Consider the following 18,469-nt stretch of genomic DNA (forward strand, 5'->3'; position numbering starts at 1 on the left):
ACATCGTATATATGCCTTTGGCATTCCTATCGCCCTTCGGTTGTTTGCGATTTTTTAGGGACGGAACCCATAAAAAATCGCTTTATCGGAAAGAGGGCAAGCTCGGACTAAGCGTTAAATTTTTGATATGATTAAAAAAACAAATAAACTCAGGATAAAGCCGCATAATAGTCCACTTAGGCTCATTAAAAAATGATATTGCTCAATAGAAATGTTAAGGTTATACATGCTCAATCCGAACTCTTAAGAAGGTCTAAGGCAACGGTAATCTGCTTTATAGTAAAGAAAGCACCGAATAAGATACCAAATAGGCTATAAATAAATTTGGTAAGAGTTGCAACGTCTATAAAATCATACATCTTAAAGCTTCTTAAAAGTTTTAAGCCCTTTTTACAGGGCTTAAAGGGAATTAGCCCTTAATAAGGCCTAAACCACGTTTTACAGCCCACATGGCACCGCTAGCTACAACAACAAGCCCAGCCATACCCATAAAAGAGTTAAGCTCAAGTGTTCCCGTAACTTCACCAGTATTTGACATAGCAGGAGCTGCAAAAGCATTAACAGCATTTAGACCGATAAAGACAGCCATAACCAATTTACCTTTAGCGGTAGAAAAAAACTTAGGCATGATAGCCTCCTTTAGATAAGATAGATTTGTAGCTACACATTTAAAAGCTCTAGATTTTAAGCTCTTAAATTTATAGCTAGAGCAGGTTTTATCCTGCTCTATTAAGAGAGTTAAGAATCTTTGGGTTTTTTATCGGGTTTGGTTTCGTATAAAAAATACTCTATAGGGTCGGTTATGGTTATAACTTTTTGGTCATTAGGCAATCCACCCTTAATAGCGATAGGACCTTTTTTAAGTTTTTCTTTAATAGCATTTGCAACAAGTCCAGCAGTAGTGTTATCAGGACAAATAAGCTTAAAGACTACTTTTTGCTCTACATCGTCTATAAAGCCCGTCTTTTCATTTTTAACGTCATAGACATTAGCAGAAGTAATCCTAACCGATGATGAATAGTCGTTACCTTCAAATTTACCTGAAGCAGAAGAGCGGACTAAGCCAGTGATTAGCGTATAAGCTACATCAAATTCTTGTTTAGTGAGTTCCATCGATACACCTTTGTATTAAGATAAGGATACAAATTAACCCCCGCAAAGGTGTATCCAATACCAAAACAGGGGAAACAGTTTAAAGCCATGTTTAGGGCAAAATTTACATAAATTTGATAAAATCAAAAATATGGAAATATTTCAAAACAACAATGAAATTATTCCAAATATAAACTTAATTTAAGTTGAAAAAATGGAAATATTGCAAAATGGATAAAAAAGAAATTGCAAAGATTATAAAAAAAGACGTAAAGACGTTATATAACTGGGAAAAACAAAATCCAACACTATACAAAATTGTAAGTGAATATCTATCACAAAAAGAAAAAGACCCTCAAGAAACAGAATTAATGGAATTATTTCATAAATTAAATGAAAAAGAAAAAGAATACTACATAGCAGATATGAGATTAAGAATATTAAAAAAAGAAGTAGAGCAATAGTGCCAAGAATATATAAACACAAAAAAGAAAATGATTTATTATCAAATATAACTTTTGTTGTAATAGTATTATCAATTATTTTTCCTATTTTATTTGCACTTTTGCCAAAACTAGCAGTAGGACTATTATTATTAACGATTTGGATAATAATATATACAATAAATAAAAATAAAATAAAAAAAGAAGAAGAAATTTTAAAAAAGGCATTTATAAAAAATGATAATGAAAAAATAAAACAAAATGTAAAAGAACCAATATTAGATATAAACGATTTTTATGAAGAATTGAAGCAAAAAGAAATAAATCAATATAAATATAAAATAAAAAAAGGAAAAGAATACGAATACTATATATTAAATTTCTTCAAAGAAAAAGAATATAAAGTTTATCCAAAAGGATATATAGAAGGTAAAAAAGATGAAGGAATAGATTTAATAGCGCATAAAACAAATGAAATTTTATTAATTCAATGCAAAAACTGGATAAACCCACCAAAACAAAAAGATATTAAAGTTTTTATAACAGACTGCGAAATATACATAAATAAAAATCAAAATAAAATTAAAAATAAAAATATAAGAAAAATTTTTACAACAAATTGCTCTAAAATGGATTACGGAACAAAATGTTTTTTAAACGAATACAACAGTAGAAATAATATAAAAATAGAATATATGATAATAAAAATGAAATAATGTTAAATACGAGCTTTTAAAGCTGTTTTTATGACTTTAAAAATATCTTTCAGGGTTCAAATCCCTCTCTGTCCGCCACTAAGCCCTAAACTACGACATTTCAAAGCACTTTTTTAAAAATGAAAAATCCCTCTGCCGATGCTCCGGGTCAGTATCATGTATATATGCTTATATCTCGATTAAAGTCATCTAAGTTTTGATTAAGGTAATTTACATAGACATCGTAAATCATTTTTGTACTCGAGTGACCTAATAAATTTGCAAGTTCAACCGGAGTAGTCATTATCTTTAAGAACACAAAACAAAAGAGAAGTAACTAAAAAGCATTTAGCTTTTAAAAAATAAAGTTAAAAATTAATTCTGTTTTAATTCTGTATTTTTGCTTTTTAAAATGCTGATAATTATTATCTAAATTAAAATAATATGCTATAATTTTTGGAAATTTTATTTACAAAGGATTAAAATGAAAGAAAAAGTAAAATCTCTAATCGAGAAAAATCCAAAAATTTCATTGGGCGAAATCGGCAAAGAGCTTGAGCTTAAAGAGATGGAAGTGCTTTTAAATTTGCCTTGTGAGTTCTGCAAAGTCGCCGACGGAGATAAATTTGATGAGATTATCGGCGAGATAGGAAGCTGGGGAGAAGTTTTGTTTGTTAAAAACACACCATCTTTCATAATAGAGTTCAAAACAAAAATTCCAAGCGGACAACACGCTCAGGGATATTATAATTTTAGTATGAAAGAGTCAAATTTCGGTGGACATTTAAAAGCAAGTGACATAGATAGGATATTCTTTGTGACCCAAACGTTTATGGGTATGCTCTCAAAATCGGTTCAATTTTACGATAAAAACGGAGAAAATATCTTCAAGCTTTATATCGCAAGAGATGAAAAAAGAAATCTTTTGAAATGCCAAGAGAAGGCTTTTGAGGATTTAAAAGGAAAATTTTAATCATTGCAAGAATCAATTTAAGAGCCAAAGCATAACTATTTTGGCTCTTAAATTAAACATTTGAATTTGCACTAGTAAAATTATTTATAATAATAAATATCATAATTATCTTAAGTTCCTTTTTACCGATACTTATATATAATTCAAAGAGTAATTTTCATAATCAAAAGGAAAATTCTTGTCGATTAGAACTCGAGAATTTATTGTTAGAACTATTTTGGTTGTACTATTTGGTTTTGTTATTTCATATTATTTAAGCATGAAAATTCCACATATCTTTGATGTTGCTCAGAATGAAAAATTAGTTTTAGCAAACATGCTGTTCATGATTATTTTTACACTTTGGTTTTTGCTAGCATATATCGCTAGATTTAAATTTTTAATTCCTTTGACAATCTTATTTACTGTTTTGGCAATCGCGCTATGACAATGTTAAAGCTTTTTCATAGATACTTTGGACTTGTCTTTACTTGGGTCGTATTTTTTATATTTTTTAGCGGAACTTTGGCTTATTACAGGGATAATATAACTCTGTTTATGCAGCCTGAATACTACAAGCTTAAACATCAAAATTCAAACTATATCGATATTTCAGTTGATTATCTTACTAAATATCATCCAAATTCGGATATTTGGAGGATAACTCCTCCTGATGGCCTTACTCCTTATATAACAGTATCATGGAAAGATGATGCAAAAGCCTTGGAGCATAGAAGAGATCGCAAATTTGTAAGGTTAGATCCTCAAACCGGAGAACGCGTAAAGTCTAGGGCTACACATGGAGGAGCTTTTCTTGGTGCGCTTCATTATGATCTTTGGTATATTAAAAGAATAACTGCACGCGAAATAATGGGATACATAACTATAGTAATGCTTTTTGTGCTGATCTCCGGAATTTTGATACATAGTAGAATTTTTAAAGATTTTTTTAAATTTAAGCGAAAGATGCTCTGGTATGACTCTCATATAATTACCGGAGTCAGCGGGTTTATGATATTTCTAATGCTTGCTATTTCAGGACTTTATCTTGTAGAGCGTTTTATGCTAAAGGATATATATAAAGAAGTTGCAATACAAAATAAAGCTAGCATGCAAGAAGATTTTGCAATAAAAGCCAAAGCTAGAAATGATGAGAGAAAGAAAAAGCTTGCTCTTATTAAAGAAGGTAAAATTCAAATAGAGCAAAATTTAACCAAAACAACAAATTTTATACCTGATGCAGGGCATATAAAAAATATAATTATTGCCAATTCGGATAGAAAATTGCAAAACTTGCATATACAAAAAGATAATCCACAAACAGCACACATCCAGTTAAATTTTGAATCAGACAAGCTGTTTACTCATAAAGGTATTGCCTCTGAGGCTAAGGTTTTTGATCTGCTTAGCGGAGAAAAAATAGACGAGACATTTGAAAGAGAGCTTGATAGAACAAGGCTTGTTATGATGTTTATGAGAGTTTTTCATTTTGGAGATTTTGGCGGAGAGGCGGTTAGGCTTATATTCTTTTTCTTTGGATGTCTTGGTATGGTAATGTGTGTTAGCGGCTCTTTTTTTTGGATGCAAAAGCAACACTCAAAAGCTGCCGTATATACTGTAAAAATTTTAAACAATACATTTTTTATAGGTCTTTTTACTGCTTTTGGTGTTTATTTGTTATCAAATCAAGTTATGCCAGATGACCTTGCTTTAAGGCATCAAAAGGAAATAACTGGATTTTTTATAAGCCTTGGGACTGTTTTTATGATCGGGGCAGTTTTTATAAGAAGATATTCTTATGCTATCTCTTCCATTTTGACTTCGGTAATTTTTTTGGCTGTTTTTGTTATATCTTTAAAAAATGGTGCATACTATAATTTTGAAATATTTAAAATTTCAATACTATGCCTTTTGATATCCGTAATGTTTAGTTATGTCTCGTTTAAATTTATAAAAGGAAAAGCATGAGTGTGACGCTTGGAATATTAAGTGTTATTTTTATAGCTCTTGCTAGAAAAAATAAGAAATTTTTCTTTGCCATAGGTCTTTGTTTTGTATTTTTTATTGGTTTGTTGCTTGCAAATGATAATAAATTTTTAGATTTTTTCTATTTTTTCTTTGCTACGGGGATTACTCAGATAGTATTGACAGTTTTACTAAATCTAAAAATTTCAAATTTAAATAATTATAATTTTATAAAGGAGAGCTCTTGAAGAACAAATTTTTAATGCTAAGCTCTATAACTGCAATAGCTATTTGTAGTTATGCAAAAGATGTTGAGCTTAGAGATTTAAATGTCACAGCTAATTTGTCTGGTGTTGAATCTGTAACTAAGCAAGGTAAATATCTTGGTAGTACAAGTGTGTCAAAAGAAACTATAAGCAGTATACCTTCATTAAATCGTGGCTTGACTGATATACTAAAAACAAATCCTAGTGTTCAATTTTCAAACATTCAAATTACATCTAAAAATTCGGGTGAAATTGATCCTCAGGATATAAGTATAAACGGAGCTAAGTTTTACCAAAACAACTTTATGATAGACGGGCTTAATATAAATAATGATTTAAACCCGTCAGCTAGAGTTTCAGAGCAAGTTAATATCCCCGGTAAAATTTTCCCCGATCTTGGCTCTATCTCTCAAGGTATTAATCTTGATGCGGGACTTGTAGATACTTTAAATGTCTATGATAGCTCTATTAGTTCAAGGTATGGCGGGTTTCAGGGTGGTGTTATAGAAGCTAAAACCAGAAATCCGAGAAAAGGATTTCATGGAAAGTTAAGCACGTCTTATTCTAGCGATAAATGGACAAAATTTTACATAGATGATATTGAGCAGGAAGAATTCAAAAATTCCTATAGTCATACAAGCCAGCCAAAATTTACTAAATGGAAGCAAATCCTAGAACTTGAGGGTTATTTAACTGATGATTTTGGTCTATTGTTTAACTACTCGCAAACTAGATCTAAAATTCCTCTTGTAGGTTATGATAAAAGATTTGTAAGCGACAAAAAAGACTCTTATGAGCAAGAGAGAATTCAAAGGCGTAAAAATGAGAATTTCTTTTTGAAAGCCAATTGGTTTGCTACCGATCGCCTAACTATAACTCCTACTATTATATACGCTCCAAATAGTGGAATATACTTTAATGATACTACAAAAGATAGTAAGCAGACTATGAAATCAGGAGGACTTACTGCTTCAGTTGATTTAAATTATGATTTTGATCTGCTAAATTTTAAGCAAATTTTTGGATATTCCAAGCTTGAAAGCTCAAGAGATTCGGAAAAAGAGTATTGGATTCAATGGCAACCAAGCAACAAACGTCCTTGGGGGTCACGAGCTAGCTTTGAAGGAGGGTATGGAGATATAAATCAAGAACAAGAGAGTTTTTCTTATGCTGCAACTTTAGAATTTGAACCGATTGATTTTTTAAATATTGAGCATAATTTTGCCACAGGATTTGACTATAGATATTCTAAAGGCTCATATAAAATTCCAAATGGCTTTTATACTGTAACCGCTACTAGAAATTTAAAACCAGGCGAAGCATGCTCACCAAATGATCCATGGTGCTCTATGGATGCGGGAAACGGTGGAGTAAACCACTATGCAACTATATGGGAGAAATATAGCAAAGGAAAAATTGATGCAAAAATAAATCAATTTGCTCTTTGGTTTGAGGATGAGATGAGACTTGGAAATTTAATTCTTAGACCGGGGCTTAGGTTTGACAGTGATGATTATATGAACAAAGACACTCTTGCTCCTAGATTCAGTTCAACCTATGATCTTTTTGGTGATAGTAGCACTAAGATAAATTTTGGACTCAATAGATATTATGGTAGAAATTCTTTTGCTTATGCTTTAAAAGACGGTAAACAAAAGCTTAGATCAAGATGGAAGAGAAGAGATCCTAAAAACTATAGTGAGTGGGTGGAAGATACTGCATGGAACTCAAGAAATCAAAAGAGTGAATATATTTTTAGAGAACTTAAAATTCCTTATGATGATGAGCTTGCGATTGGCATCAATCAAGAAATTGGAAATTTTGATCTAGTCTTAAAGTATGTAAAAAGAGACGGCAAAGATCAGGTTACGCAGCGTAAAGCAAGTGTAGAGGGCATCAGTCCTGATGGAAGTAAATATAAAACAGATTCAATGGTGTATACAAATAACGGTATAAGCAAAAGTGATATATATACATTTTCTATTAGGAATGTAAATGCTTATGAGCTTGAGGGAACTAAACATAAATTCGAATTGGGATTTAACTATACGGATAAAAAGTCAAATTTTTCAACTTATGATGATGATACAAGTTTAGATCCCAATATAAAGCTTGACGGTAAATATATGAAATCTTCAGAGCGTCCGCAAGAAGACTATAACAAAAATTGGACATTAAGATTTTCTACTATTTCATCTATTCCTCAGCTAAATATGAAATGGGGAAATATGTTTATATTAGAAAATGGACGAAAAGACATAAAACGAATAGGAACTGAAATTTATCAAGGAGAAAAAATAGAAGTTTTTGAAACTAAGAGACTTAAAAAATCTTTTGTTTGGGATACTAGATTCGGGTTCAATTGGAATTTGCCCAAGAAGTCTGAATTTTTTGCAAATATAGATATATTAAATGTCCTAAATAGAAAAAATGCTGTGGCATCTGAAAATAAGTTTGTGTTTTCTCAAAGGTCTTTTTCTGATGTCGTTACATATCAGACAGGACGTCAATTTTGGCTTGAGTTAGGATACAGATGGTAGGAATAATGCAATTTTTAACTCAATATGTTGATCATATAATATTTTCCGTTTTAGGAGTCATGAGCTTTATAGCTTTGGCTCTTGGGATAGAACGGGCTATATTTTTTATTAGGTTTAAATACGAGAATTACAAGGATTTAAATTCTCTTGAAACGGATGCGACTAGAAATTTAACTTGCATAGGAGTAATTGGCTCAAATGCCCCTTATGTTGGACTTCTTGGAACTGTTATAGGCATAATAATAACTTTTTACGATATGGGTCAAAGTGGAAACTTTGAAACATCAACTATTATGACGGGTTTATCTTTGGCGCTTAAGGCAACAGCGCTTGGCCTATGCGTGGCTATACCAAGCCTTGCGATATATAGTTTCGCTTTAAGATCTGCTCAAAAGAAAATAAACGAATTTAAAAGCTTGCACGGCATATATCAATGAAATTGCAGGAGGATTTTAAGTTAAACGTTGTTCCTTTGATAGACGTTATGCTTGTGCTTTTAGTGATAGTTTTATGCGCAGCAAGCTTTATAGAGTATGGAAAAATAGAAGTAAATTTACCTAAGGACGCATTAGGTAGCAAAGAATTTCCTGAAGATAGAGCTGAGATTTTATTGAATATAGATAATCAAATTTTATTTAACGAAGAGACTGTTGATATAGACAAATTAAAAGAGCTTTTGCAACAGCTTCCAAAAGACAAATTTATACTATTTAAAGGAGATGAGCGGGCTGAATTTGGTAAATTTGTAGATATTTTACAGATATTAAAAGAGCTTGGGCTCGCAAATTTTTTAATTATGACTGAAGTTAAAAAATGACGAAGAACAGGTTAAATTTATTTTTTTCACTTTTAGCCTCATTTTGTATACATGCTACCGCAATAGGTTTTGTTGTATATAGTAATTTTAATGACGAAGATACAAACATATCTCAAAATAAAGATGAGAAAGTAGCTTTTGGTATAGAATTTACCCAGATTGCAGATAAAAATACTAATCAAGAAGCAGCTTCAAAAACAAGTGAAATTTCAAATTTCAGTGAAGAATTAGTCCCTCCCGTGCAAGAGATTATTGAACATACAGAAGTTGAAATGCCTGAAATGCCAGATAAGATAGAGCCTATTGCTAAAGAATTTGATAAAGAACAGTTTGCAAAACCTGAAAAACCTAAGCCAAAAAAGAAAAAAGTAGTAAAAAAACCTAAAAAAATTGTACATGAGCCTATAAAGAAAGAGGTTAAGCAAGAGCATGTGTGCGAGCATTGTATAAAACATGAAAAGATTATAGAGGATATCACTAAAAAAGCATTGGAAGCGGCTAATGCCGGCTCGAACATGCAAGCTAGCAATGATGCAAACATAATAGGAGGAAATAAAAGTAGCGGAAGCGCTACTGCAGTTCAAGACGGGGGATCAAATTTAATAGGCGAAATTTATGCGGCACTTAAAAAACATATGACATACCCGAAAAAAGCTCTGGTGAGACAAATAGAAGGTAGGGTAGTGGTTGAATTTAAGCTTTTGGATAATGGCAGCTTTGAGTATATAAACGTAGTTCAAAGTAGCGGTAGTAAAATCCTTGATAATCATGCTGTGCATATAGTAAATTTGGCTAAAAAATCTTTACCTAAGGATGCCGTAGGACTCAGTATCAAAGTCCCTATAGTTTTTGATATCGAGCAAATAAAAGGAGATTTATGAATGTTATAGAGTGCCAAAATTTGACTCAATATTTTGGCAAAAAGAAAATTTATGAAAATTTAAGTTTTAGCGTTAAACAAGGAGGAGTGGTGGGACTTCTTGGTAAAAATGGTGTCGGAAAATCAACTACTATCAATATACTAATGGGCAATCTTAAGCCTGCATCAGGAAAGTGTTTGATATTTGGAGAAGATAGCTCAAACTTATCAGCCAAAACAAAATCAAGAATAGGTCTTTTGTATGAAGGACACGTCACATACGACTATCTTAAAATAAAAGATTTGTATTCTCTTTATGAAAAAGAATATAAGCAAAAATTTAAAAAAGAGCGCTTTTATGATCTGTTTAAAAAGCTTGAAGTAGATGAAAGTCAAAAAATATCAACTCTATCATGCGGGCAAAGATCTCAAGTGGTATTAGGGCTTATATTTGCAAGTGATCCCGATTTGCTTATATTGGATGATTACTCATTAGGTCTTGATACCGGATATAGAAGACTTTTTATTGATTATTTGAAAGATTTTATAAAAAATGGCAACAAAAGCGTTCTTATGACAACTCATATAGTAAATGATCTTGACGGTCTTTTAAATGAGCTTATTATTATCAGAAGAGATCGCGATCCTTTAGAGATAGAATTTAGTGAATTTAGAAGTAAATTTAAGGGTTTTTCAGTTCCCAGGGAAACTGATTTAACAAAGATAGAAAAAATCGAAAGTGTTTTGGAGCTTAGCGAGGAGAAACAAATTTTTGGCTTTTTTGACAAAGAGATTGAAAATTCAAAAGAGATAAAGCTTAGCTTTGAAGATGCTTTTTTAGGTTACACAGGGAGATATTGATGATAAAAAAAGAGTTTTATAAATTTAAAGAAGTTTATTTTCTGTTTGCTTTGCTAGCCTGTTGTTTTTTGATATATCTTGCTTTTAAGTTAAAAAATGGCATTAATGAATTTGGTGCCATGGGATTAAATTTAACCTTTTTTTTTCAAAAAGGATTCAGTTTTTATCATATTACCGATTTGAATTTAACTATCGGTCTTGGAGTAGCAATTTTTGTATTTTTAAGAGAGAGAATAAATGCTAGATTAAGACTTTCTTTGCATTTTCCAAGAAGTACTTGGATGAATATATCATATATAATATTTACAGGCCTTTTGTTTGTAGTTGTTCTTTATATGATTGAATTTTTGATATTTAATCTTACATTTGGTAGAGTTTATATAGATGAAATTTTATCTGTACTAAATTCTTCGCTTATTCAAAGCTTTACTTTTGGTCTTGTTTTATATCTTTTTTGCGCAGGACTCATCATAGAGCCCAGCAAAAAAAGAGTAGTCGTCAATTTCATAGTAATGTGTGCATGCACGTATTTATACTATGATATAAATCCCGATATATATGCACTTAAAAGTTTTTATGAAAATGAACTCGGTCTATTATATATTGCCATATCTGCCGTTTATGCTACTAATTCAACAGTGATTGCATTTGATAATTACAAACAAGGGTACATAAAATGAAAATTGTTAAAAATATAAACCTTTTGATTGTAGTAGTCTTGCTTTCTATTTTTTTGCCTTTAATATTTGATTCAGCATTTAATAATGGAAAAAATGGAGTAAGAGTTTATTATTCTGAAATACTGGATGAATTTTTAGTTCAAGGCTACAATGAAGCCAAAAAAGAGCCGTTTTTTTATGTAGGCCGTGATAAAAATATAAGCCTTGATGATTTTATGCAGAATTTGCCATTCAAATTTTATTCATATTTGCTTTCCAAAAATATTTTTCCCGAACAGTTTAAAGAGTGGGCCGATAGTGATAAAATAAGAGAAAATTCACAAAATTTAAGTATAAAGCCAGATGTTTTTAATCAAAAACAGATTCCTGTTTTTACTATATTTGAATCAAAGCCAAAATACTTAAGGCTGAAATTTAATAAATTTGGTATAAGAAATAATTCTGATGGATTGGAATTTGTAAATCTTGAAAACTTAAGCATAGATCAAAACTTGAGTGCTATTTTTACAAAATCTTTAAAAGATGCCAATTTTAAATTTCCATTTATTAAATTTTATACAAATGCAAACACTAAAAAACCTTTTGATGAAGGGGTTTTTATAATAGACGGCAAAGATGAAATATACCATCTTAAGATGGAGCATAATACTCCTCAAGTAAAACAAACCGGAATAAAAAACAGTTCTGTTTCTCTAATCATAGTAAATGAAAATCCAAGACGTGAATTCTATGCCGCACTTTTAGATAGTGAAGGAGTGAAGCTAATAAGTTATGATAATTATAAGCTTATAGATTTACCGAGCCAAGGTTATAATCCAAAAAATATGAACTTTCAGCTAGTTATAGAGCCTCTTAGTAGAGTTGTAACGATAGAAAGCGATGATAATGTAACAGCTTATAAGCTTGACGATAAATATAATGTTTTAGATAAATTTGAATACAAGCTTAAGAAAAATGAGAGTTTTCTAAAGGCTAAAGAAATTATATTTCCTTTTATTATAAAAAAAGATTATGGGTATAGCTATAAATTTACTTTTTCTGATTTTAGCAAGTCTGCACTATTCTTAAATTTTGCACTATTTGTTGTTTTTATGCTGTTTTGTTTTAGAAGAAGCAGATCTGTTTTTAGAGTGTTTTTGATTTTACTCACTGGTATTTATGGCTTTATAGCAGCTTTGGTGGCTTAAATTGATTTGGCAAATATAAGCATATTTGCCAAATCAATTTATATATGTATCAATTTACTAAATAGGTGTTTAATAAATTGATCTATTTTAACTTCATATTAAGCACTATTTTTATATTGTTACTTTAATAAACATAAAAATTTAAAATCAATTTTTATGTTTAAACTTTTTGAGATACTGTTCTAGAAAATTAACTTTTAGGGGAATACTATGAAAAAAGCTTTGCTTTTAAGCAGTTCAAGTTACAAGGATACAGGATACTTAAATCACTGCAGACCTTGGATAAATGAGTTTTTGCAAGAGTGTGGAGTAGCCGATGAGGAGATACTTTTTATCCCTTATGCGGGAGTAAGGCGCACAAACGATGAATATGAGCTAAAGGTTCAAGACTGCTTGCAAAACAAAAAAGTAAAATCAATCCACAAATTTAGCGATCTAAAACAAGCCGTAAAAGATGCTAAAGTGATATCTATAGGCGGAGGAAATACCTTTGTTTTGCTTCACTATCTTTATAAATTTAACCTAGTTGATGTGATAAGAGAAAGAGTTGAGGCAGGCGTGCCTTACTTTGGCTGGTCTGCAGGCGCAAATGTGGCGGGAAGCACGATAATGACAACAAATGATATGCCTATCATCATGCCAAAGCTATTTGACGCACTAAATTTGTTCCCTCATCAGATAAATCCTCACTTCATAAGCGGCAAAATCGCGGGACATAACGGTGAAAGCAGAGAAGAGAGATTGGAGGAATTTTTGATCGTAAACCAGCAAAGCACCATATATGCTCTTCCTGAAGGTGTTGCGCTTAAGATAGCCGGTAATAGTGCAACCGTTATGGGAAATGATGCCGTCTTAAAGATGATGTATAAAAAAGATACAGAAAGTATCGCAGTGGGAAATAGTTTTACATTTTAAATAGATTTTAATTTTTATTTAAATTTATGGTGAATATAATCAAACAATAGATAAATACAAAAAGACAAAATTTACAAGAAAGGTTGAATATGGCTACTTTTAAGCTAATATGCGCCGTTTTAGGTCTAGTTGCAGTTGTTTATCTGCTTATTAAAAAGCGAGAGACTAAAACCGTTTTGATCGGTGTAGGTCTTACTCTTTGTGTTATTTGTTTGACGCCGCTTGATGCGCTTGCACAATTTACCAAGTCGATGACTTCGGCAGGACTCATTAAGGCTATTTGTGCCAGTATGGGTTTTGCTTACGTTATGAAGGTTACTAAGTGTGATCAGCATCTTGTAGTGTTACTTACAAAACCTATGAAAAACATAGGCTTTTTGCTTGTTCCTATTACTTTTGTTATTACGTTTTTCGTTAATATTGCCATCCCTTCTGCGGCCGGTTGTTCTGCTGCGGTTGGCGCTACGATGATACCTCTTCTTATGGCCTCAGGTGTTCGTCCTGCGATGGCGGGAGCTGCGGTATTTGCAGGAACTTTCGGCGGTGTTTTGAGCCCTGGTTCGGCTCACAACGCATATGTTTCAGAGATGGCTAAGGTAACCATTCCTGATGTTATTAAGGTTCAGTTTCCAAATGCAATGGCGGCATTTATAGTAGTTTTAGTTATATTAAGCATAACCGCACTGCTCTTTAAAGACTACCAAAAGGGTCAAGATTTTTCACATAAAGCAAACGACGGTGCAGCCGCAGAGCCTATCAAAGTAAATTTGCTATACGCTCTTATGCCTTTAGTGCCGCTTGTCATCTTGATCATCGGCGGAACCGATCTGCATAAAATTTCATTTTTAACTTGGACTAAGATGGGTGTTGCCGAGGCGATGCTTCATAAAATTTCATTTTTAACTTGGACTAAGATGGGTGTTGCCGAGGCGATGCTTCTTGGTGCGATTTTGGCGGTATTTGTTACTTGGACAAGCCCTGAAAAGATCACAACCGAGTTCTTCAAGGGTATGGGAAGTGCATATGCCGAAGTTATCGGTATCATCATAGCTGCGGGCGTTTTCGTCGCAGGTCTTAGAGCTTGTGGGGCGATAGATGCTATAACCGAGGTTTTAAAACACTCAGAAGAGTTCGTAAGACTGGGCGGAACGTTCATACCTTATCTTATGGCGGTAGTTACGGGATCGGGAGATGCTGCTACTATGGCGTTTAACGGCGCTATAACAGTGCATGCACAAGATCTTGGATTTGAGCAAACCAAATTAGGTATGGCTGCTGCTATCGCAGGCGCTCTTGGTCGTTCGTCATCTCCTATAGCCGGTGCTGCTATAGTTTGTGCCGGTCTTGCCATGGTAAGTCCTGTTGAAATTGCAAAAAGAACGGCTCCTGCTATGGCCGTAGCTGTTTGTATAATAGCGTTTTTTATGATTTAGCATTCAAAAGGTCGCATCTCGCGACCTTTGCTTTATAAATTTTTTAATTTCTCGCTCTGGTCAAATTTACATATCAATACATGCAAGAAATTTTAACTAATTTATTTATGGACGCTTTTATATCGGGATTTGCCATAGGATTGTCGCTGGTTCTGGCTTACCAGAGCTTAAAACGTTTTTGTGCTAGATCAAGGCATTTAAAAGCAATACGTGTTTTTAGTCTGTATCATTTGCTCCGTTTTGGATGCTGTTTTGATCTTTGCAGGAGTTATGTGATTTGGGCATATAGTATATAAATTTAGCTATCTTAAATACATAGCCAGATACGGCAGAGTAGCATTTTGCTGTTTTACTCGATAAAAAGCTTTTATGCGGCTTACACTATGAACCATGCGCTAATCATAAAAGATCTTGCTATGCCATCCTTGGTTAAAACCGCTCTTTTTACATTTGCATTTACCTGGTTAAATCCGCATGTCTATCTTGATACGGTCATCTTGATAGGGTCGGTTTCTACTAAATTTGGTGCCGATGTTTATGTATTTGGCTTGGAGCCATGAGCGCTTCTTTTGTGTTTTTCTTTTCTTTGGGATATGCTTCAAGGCTTCTTGCTCCTATATTTCAAAAAGCCGTAGCGTAGAAAATTTTAGAAATCGTAGTAGGTATTATCATGCTACTTCTAGCCGCTAAGTTGATTTTTGCTTAAATTTAAAGAAGAAATTCCCGCAAATTTATAGCGGGAATTTGTAAATTATTTGGCTAAAATTTTGATTATCTCTTTAACCACGTCACTTGAAGCGCGCAATGATTTTACAGGTAGATATTCATAAATCGAGTGGAAATTATGAGCTCCGGTAAATAAATTCGGACAAGGAATGCCTTTTTCTGAGATTACCGCTCCGTCATAGCCACCTCTCATAGGTATGACTTTAGGCTCTATTCCTAAATTTTTGTAAGCCTCTTTTGCGGCTTGTATAGGTAGGCTATTTTCGCCGTCTTTTAGGTAGTTAAAGACGTTTTTGTATCTGTCGGCAAGCTTTATAGTTACTCTGTTTTCACCCCATAATTTAGCGCATGCGTCTGTTAAATCTTGTAAAAATTGCATACGCTCTTTGTATTTCTTCTCGTTAAATTCTCTTATGTCAAGCTTTAAGATAGTCTTTGCGCTGTTTCCGCTAAGCTCTTTTACCCAATAGTATCCTTCGCGATTTTCGGTGTATTCGGGAGCTTCGCCGCCGGGTAGCATGGATATAAATTTATGCGCCATTAAAAGCGAATTTATAAGCTTACCTTTAGCGTTCATCGGGTGAGCCGATTGTCCAGTAAATGTTACTATAGCGTCTCCTGCATTCCAGTTTTCATAGATAAATTCGCCTATACCGCAGCAGTCTAGACAATAACCAAAATCGGCATTTATCTCGCTTGCGACAAGCGCTTTTGCGCCTCTTAGCCCTTGCTCTTCATCAGGTAAAAATCCTACGATGATATCGCCATGCTCTACGCTTGGATTATCTACGAAATATTTTACCGCATTCATTATGCTTGCGATCGCCGCTTTATCATCGGCTCCAAGCAGGCTTGTTCCGTCCGTTACGATTATATCGTCATCTACATAGTTTTTAAGCTCGGGGAATTCGCTCTCTTTCATGACGATATTTAACTCTTTGTTTAGCGTTATATCTCCGCCTTTGTAGGTGATTATTTGAGCTTTTGTATCGTTTGTTTGCTCCGCGCTTGTGTCAAGGTGGGCAAAAAACGCAACCGAAGGAATTTTTTTACTTGAATTTGACGGTAAAATCGCAGTTGTTATCGAATTTTCGCGTCTTTTGATATTGCTTAATCCAAGCTCTTTTAGCTCGCTTTCAAGAAGCTTTGCAAGCTCCATTTCTACGGGATTTGAAGGCATGATGCCGGCGGCACCCGCTTCTCTATTTGTCGTAGTGTTGATTTTGGTGTATCGTAAAAACCTATCTACTATATCCATTTAAGCCTCCTAGAATTGGTAATTTGATCATAAAATTATAGTGCAATAAAAATTAAAAAGTATTTAGTAAATTTAAGGATAGCCAAACTTTAAAATATCTATTTATGGTTATGAGGCGTTTGTGAAATTTAATGCCCATTATTAAATTTTTAAGGAATTTTTATATTTTAACTGTAATAAATTTAAGAGAAAAGATAGTATTTTAGGGGCTAAATTCAAATTTAGTCAGCAAATTTTAGGCGGAAAATTCTCTAAGTAGAGTAGTAAGATTATATAAATTTAGGCTTAAATTTAATGCTTCATGTAACGCTTTGATACGAAATTGCTATAAATTTTTAAATTTATTTATGTCGCATTTGTCTTTTTTACGATTAAAAAAACAAAGATAAAATAAAATTTGATCAAATGAAAATAAGGAGAGAGTATGCCTGATAAAAAAGTATTTTAGACTTTTATTTTAAAAGTAATTTGCTTTTACGTATTCTTATTGGACTTGTTTTAGGTGCGATATTTGGTATGATTTTTCAAAACGCAGGCGGTGCGATAGAGATATTAAAGCCATTTGGAGATCTGTTTATCAGGCTACTTAAGATGATAGTTTTGCCTGTCATAGTCTGTACGCTGATCGTTGGAGCTAGCTCGATATCTCCTTCTCATCTTGACAAGGTAGGCGTAAAAATCATTGTTTTTTACATGTTTACTTCGCTCTGTGCCATTGTCATAGGACTTGCCGTTGGTTCCATCCTTCAGCCGGGTGTAGGTCTAGAGCTAGCTACAAACGTAGCAAGCGCAGGCAAGGAGGCTAAAGCTCCTGGGCTTGTGGATATATTGCTCTAAATATCATTCCGACAAATCCTTTTGAGGTTATAGCCAAGGGAGAGGTTTTACCTACTATATGTTTTTTGTCTATTTTTTGGGATTGCGCTTGCGTTTAGTCTTGATAGCGAAAATGAGCAGGTTAGAAATTCGGCTAAAATCGTATTTTCGTTTTTTGAGGGCATGAATAGCATAATGTTTAAAGTGGTTCATTGGGTTATGCAATATGCTCCTATAGGTGTTTTTGCGCTTATTTTTATCGTATTTTCAAAGAGCGGAGCCGAGGCGTTTGGGCCGCTTATAAATGTTACGGTAAGTGTTTATGTCGGATTAATTTTGCAAATTTTGCTTGTTTATTGTGTCATTTGTATTTTTATTAGGCTTAGCCCTATTAAATTTTTATCCAAAGTCCGCCCGCCGATGATTACCGCGTTTGTTACTAGATCTTCAGGTGCTACTTTGCCTATTTCTATGGAGACGGCTGAAAAGGATATGGGTGTGCCAAGAGGTGTGTACGGATTTACTTTGCCCGTGGGCGCAACCATAAATATGGACGGAACGACTATCTATCTTGGCGTTTGTGCGATATTTGTAGCTAATGTCGTGGGTATGCCGCTTGATTTCTCTCAGCAGCTAACCGTAGTTATCACGGCGGTTCTATCTTCCATAGGAACGGCCGGAGTGCCGGGTGCCGGAGCCATAATGCTTCTTATGGTTCTTGAGTCCGTCGGGTTAAAAGTAGAAGCCGGAAGCGTTATAGCCATAGCCTACGGTATGATTTTGGGGATTGATGCCGTGCTTGACATGGGAAGAACATCTATGAACGTCGTTGGCGATATGATGGGAGCGATATTTGTCGCAAAAAGTGAAAAAGAGCTTGATGAAAAGCTTTGGGAGTAAAATTTAAATTCAAAGAGAGCAAAAACTCTCTTTGAATTTGTTAGCTTTTGTCTTTAGTAATAAA

General features: G+C 33.3%; 18 protein-coding genes and 1 pseudogene. 16 read left to right on the plus strand and 3 right to left on the minus strand.

The window, feature by feature from the left end; translation table 11 throughout:
- Positions 1–409 precede the first annotated feature (409 nt).
- Both CORI_RS02670 and CORI_RS02675 read right to left on the minus strand, forming a co-directional pair.
- Complete coding sequence (locus CORI_RS02670; protein WP_173030706.1) at positions 410–589, minus strand: hypothetical protein; 180 nt, start codon at positions 587–589, stop codon at positions 410–412.
- Positions 590–738: 149 nt separating this feature from the next.
- Complete coding sequence (locus CORI_RS02675; protein WP_173030707.1) at positions 739–1,113, minus strand: hypothetical protein; 375 nt, start codon at positions 1,111–1,113, stop codon at positions 739–741.
- A 209-nt stretch (positions 1,114–1,322) separates the two neighbouring features.
- Between CORI_RS02675 and CORI_RS02680 the strand changes: the two genes are divergently transcribed.
- From CORI_RS02680 to CORI_RS10670, 15 genes are all read left to right on the plus strand, one after another.
- The gene (locus CORI_RS02680) at positions 1,323–1,556 is read left to right on the plus strand and encodes a TetR/AcrR family transcriptional regulator (protein WP_173030708.1); all 234 of its coding nucleotides are present in this window, start codon (positions 1,323–1,325) and stop codon (positions 1,554–1,556) included.
- The gene (locus CORI_RS02685; protein ID WP_173030709.1) at positions 1,556–2,251 is read left to right on the plus strand and encodes a restriction endonuclease; all 696 of its coding nucleotides are present in this window, start codon (positions 1,556–1,558) and stop codon (positions 2,249–2,251) included. Before CORI_RS02680 ends, CORI_RS02685 begins: the two co-directional genes overlap by 1 nt.
- A gap of 463 nt (positions 2,252–2,714) precedes the next feature.
- Positions 2,715–3,203, plus strand: coding sequence for a heme utilization cystosolic carrier protein HutX (hutX, locus tag CORI_RS02690; protein ID WP_173030710.1), 489 nt, complete (start codon positions 2,715–2,717; stop codon positions 3,201–3,203).
- A 178-nt stretch (positions 3,204–3,381) separates the two neighbouring features.
- On the plus strand, positions 3,382–3,630 hold the full coding sequence (locus CORI_RS02695) for a hypothetical protein (RefSeq protein ID WP_173030711.1): 249 nt from the start codon (positions 3,382–3,384) through the stop codon (positions 3,628–3,630).
- A gap of 2 nt (positions 3,631–3,632) precedes the next feature.
- Entirely contained in the window at positions 3,633–5,150 is a 1,518-nt protein-coding gene (locus tag CORI_RS02700) for a PepSY domain-containing protein (RefSeq protein WP_173030712.1), read from the plus strand.
- A gap of 241 nt (positions 5,151–5,391) precedes the next feature.
- Entirely contained in the window at positions 5,392–7,953 is a 2,562-nt protein-coding gene (locus tag CORI_RS02705; protein ID WP_173030713.1) for a TonB-dependent siderophore receptor, read from the plus strand.
- Positions 7,954–7,958: 5 nt separating this feature from the next.
- Positions 7,959–8,390, plus strand: coding sequence for a TonB-system energizer ExbB (gene exbB / locus CORI_RS02710; RefSeq protein ID WP_173031911.1), 432 nt, complete (start codon positions 7,959–7,961; stop codon positions 8,388–8,390).
- Complete coding sequence (locus tag CORI_RS02715) at positions 8,387–8,770, plus strand: biopolymer transporter ExbD (RefSeq protein WP_173030714.1); 384 nt, start codon at positions 8,387–8,389, stop codon at positions 8,768–8,770. Before exbB ends, CORI_RS02715 begins: the two co-directional genes overlap by 4 nt.
- Positions 8,767–9,651: an energy transducer TonB gene (locus tag CORI_RS02720; RefSeq protein ID WP_173030715.1), complete on the plus strand. Its 885-nt coding sequence runs from the start codon at positions 8,767–8,769 to the stop codon at positions 9,649–9,651. Before CORI_RS02715 ends, CORI_RS02720 begins: the two co-directional genes overlap by 4 nt.
- Positions 9,648–10,490, plus strand: a complete 843-nt coding sequence (locus tag CORI_RS02725) for an ATP-binding cassette domain-containing protein (RefSeq protein WP_173030716.1) — start codon at positions 9,648–9,650, stop codon at positions 10,488–10,490. The genes CORI_RS02720 and CORI_RS02725 overlap by 4 nt, the downstream gene beginning before the upstream one ends.
- A complete protein-coding gene (locus tag CORI_RS02730) occupies positions 10,490–11,170 on the plus strand; it encodes a hypothetical protein (RefSeq protein WP_173030717.1) in 681 nt (226 codons plus the stop codon). Before CORI_RS02725 ends, CORI_RS02730 begins: the two co-directional genes overlap by 1 nt.
- Positions 11,167–12,357: a DUF4857 domain-containing protein gene (locus CORI_RS02735; protein ID WP_173030718.1), complete on the plus strand. Its 1,191-nt coding sequence runs from the start codon at positions 11,167–11,169 to the stop codon at positions 12,355–12,357. Before CORI_RS02730 ends, CORI_RS02735 begins: the two co-directional genes overlap by 4 nt.
- A gap of 210 nt (positions 12,358–12,567) precedes the next feature.
- A complete protein-coding gene (gene pepE, locus CORI_RS02740; RefSeq protein ID WP_173030719.1) occupies positions 12,568–13,272 on the plus strand; it encodes a dipeptidase PepE in 705 nt (234 codons plus the stop codon).
- A gap of 89 nt (positions 13,273–13,361) precedes the next feature.
- Positions 13,362–14,705: a C4-dicarboxylate transporter DcuC gene (dcuC, locus tag CORI_RS02745; RefSeq protein WP_173030720.1), complete on the plus strand. Its 1,344-nt coding sequence runs from the start codon at positions 13,362–13,364 to the stop codon at positions 14,703–14,705.
- Positions 14,706–15,046: 341 nt separating this feature from the next.
- The gene (locus tag CORI_RS10670) at positions 15,047–15,265 is read left to right on the plus strand and encodes a hypothetical protein (RefSeq protein WP_254064947.1); all 219 of its coding nucleotides are present in this window, start codon (positions 15,047–15,049) and stop codon (positions 15,263–15,265) included.
- A 191-nt stretch (positions 15,266–15,456) separates the two neighbouring features.
- On the opposite strand, the gene pepT is transcribed toward CORI_RS10670, so the two are convergent.
- Positions 15,457–16,689: a peptidase T gene (gene pepT / locus CORI_RS02755; RefSeq protein ID WP_173030721.1), complete on the minus strand. Its 1,233-nt coding sequence runs from the start codon at positions 16,687–16,689 to the stop codon at positions 15,457–15,459.
- A 468-nt stretch (positions 16,690–17,157) separates the two neighbouring features.
- Between pepT and CORI_RS02760 the strand changes: the two are divergent.
- Positions 17,158–18,405, plus strand: a pseudogene (locus tag CORI_RS02760) (dicarboxylate/amino acid:cation symporter).
- The last annotated feature ends 64 nt before the right edge of the window (positions 18,406–18,469 follow it).

It is taken from the genome of Campylobacter sp. CCUG 57310, assembly GCF_013201975.1.
Taxonomy (GTDB): domain Bacteria; phylum Campylobacterota; class Campylobacteria; order Campylobacterales; family Campylobacteraceae; genus Campylobacter_A; species Campylobacter_A canis.

Bases quoted from the DNA above. Each gene is read 5' to 3' on its own strand.
- exbB (WP_173031911.1), top strand. From the start codon at position 7,959: ATGCAATTTTTAACTCAATATGTTGATCATATAATATTTTCCGTTTTA.
- hutX (WP_173030710.1), top strand. From the start codon at position 2,715: ATGAAAGAAAAAGTAAAATCTCTAATCGAGAAAAATCCAAAAATTTCA.
- CORI_RS02735 (WP_173030718.1), top strand. From the start codon at position 11,167: ATGAAAATTGTTAAAAATATAAACCTTTTGATTGTAGTAGTCTTGCTT.
- CORI_RS02725 (WP_173030716.1), top strand. From the start codon at position 9,648: ATGAATGTTATAGAGTGCCAAAATTTGACTCAATATTTTGGCAAAAAG.
- pepE (WP_173030719.1), top strand. From the start codon at position 12,568: ATGAAAAAAGCTTTGCTTTTAAGCAGTTCAAGTTACAAGGATACAGGA.
- CORI_RS02680 (WP_173030708.1), top strand. From the start codon at position 1,323: ATGGATAAAAAAGAAATTGCAAAGATTATAAAAAAAGACGTAAAGACG.
- CORI_RS02670 (WP_173030706.1), bottom strand. From the start codon at position 589: ATGGCTGTCTTTATCGGTCTAAATGCTGTTAATGCTTTTGCAGCTCCT.
- CORI_RS02675 (WP_173030707.1), bottom strand. From the start codon at position 1,113: ATGGAACTCACTAAACAAGAATTTGATGTAGCTTATACGCTAATCACT.
- pepT (WP_173030721.1), bottom strand. From the start codon at position 16,689: ATGGATATAGTAGATAGGTTTTTACGATACACCAAAATCAACACTACG.
- CORI_RS02700 (WP_173030712.1), top strand. From the start codon at position 3,633: ATGTTAAAGCTTTTTCATAGATACTTTGGACTTGTCTTTACTTGGGTC.
- dcuC (WP_173030720.1), top strand. From the start codon at position 13,362: ATGGCTACTTTTAAGCTAATATGCGCCGTTTTAGGTCTAGTTGCAGTT.
- CORI_RS02715 (WP_173030714.1), top strand. From the start codon at position 8,387: ATGAAATTGCAGGAGGATTTTAAGTTAAACGTTGTTCCTTTGATAGAC.
- CORI_RS02730 (WP_173030717.1), top strand. From the start codon at position 10,490: ATGATAAAAAAAGAGTTTTATAAATTTAAAGAAGTTTATTTTCTGTTT.
- CORI_RS02720 (WP_173030715.1), top strand. From the start codon at position 8,767: ATGACGAAGAACAGGTTAAATTTATTTTTTTCACTTTTAGCCTCATTT.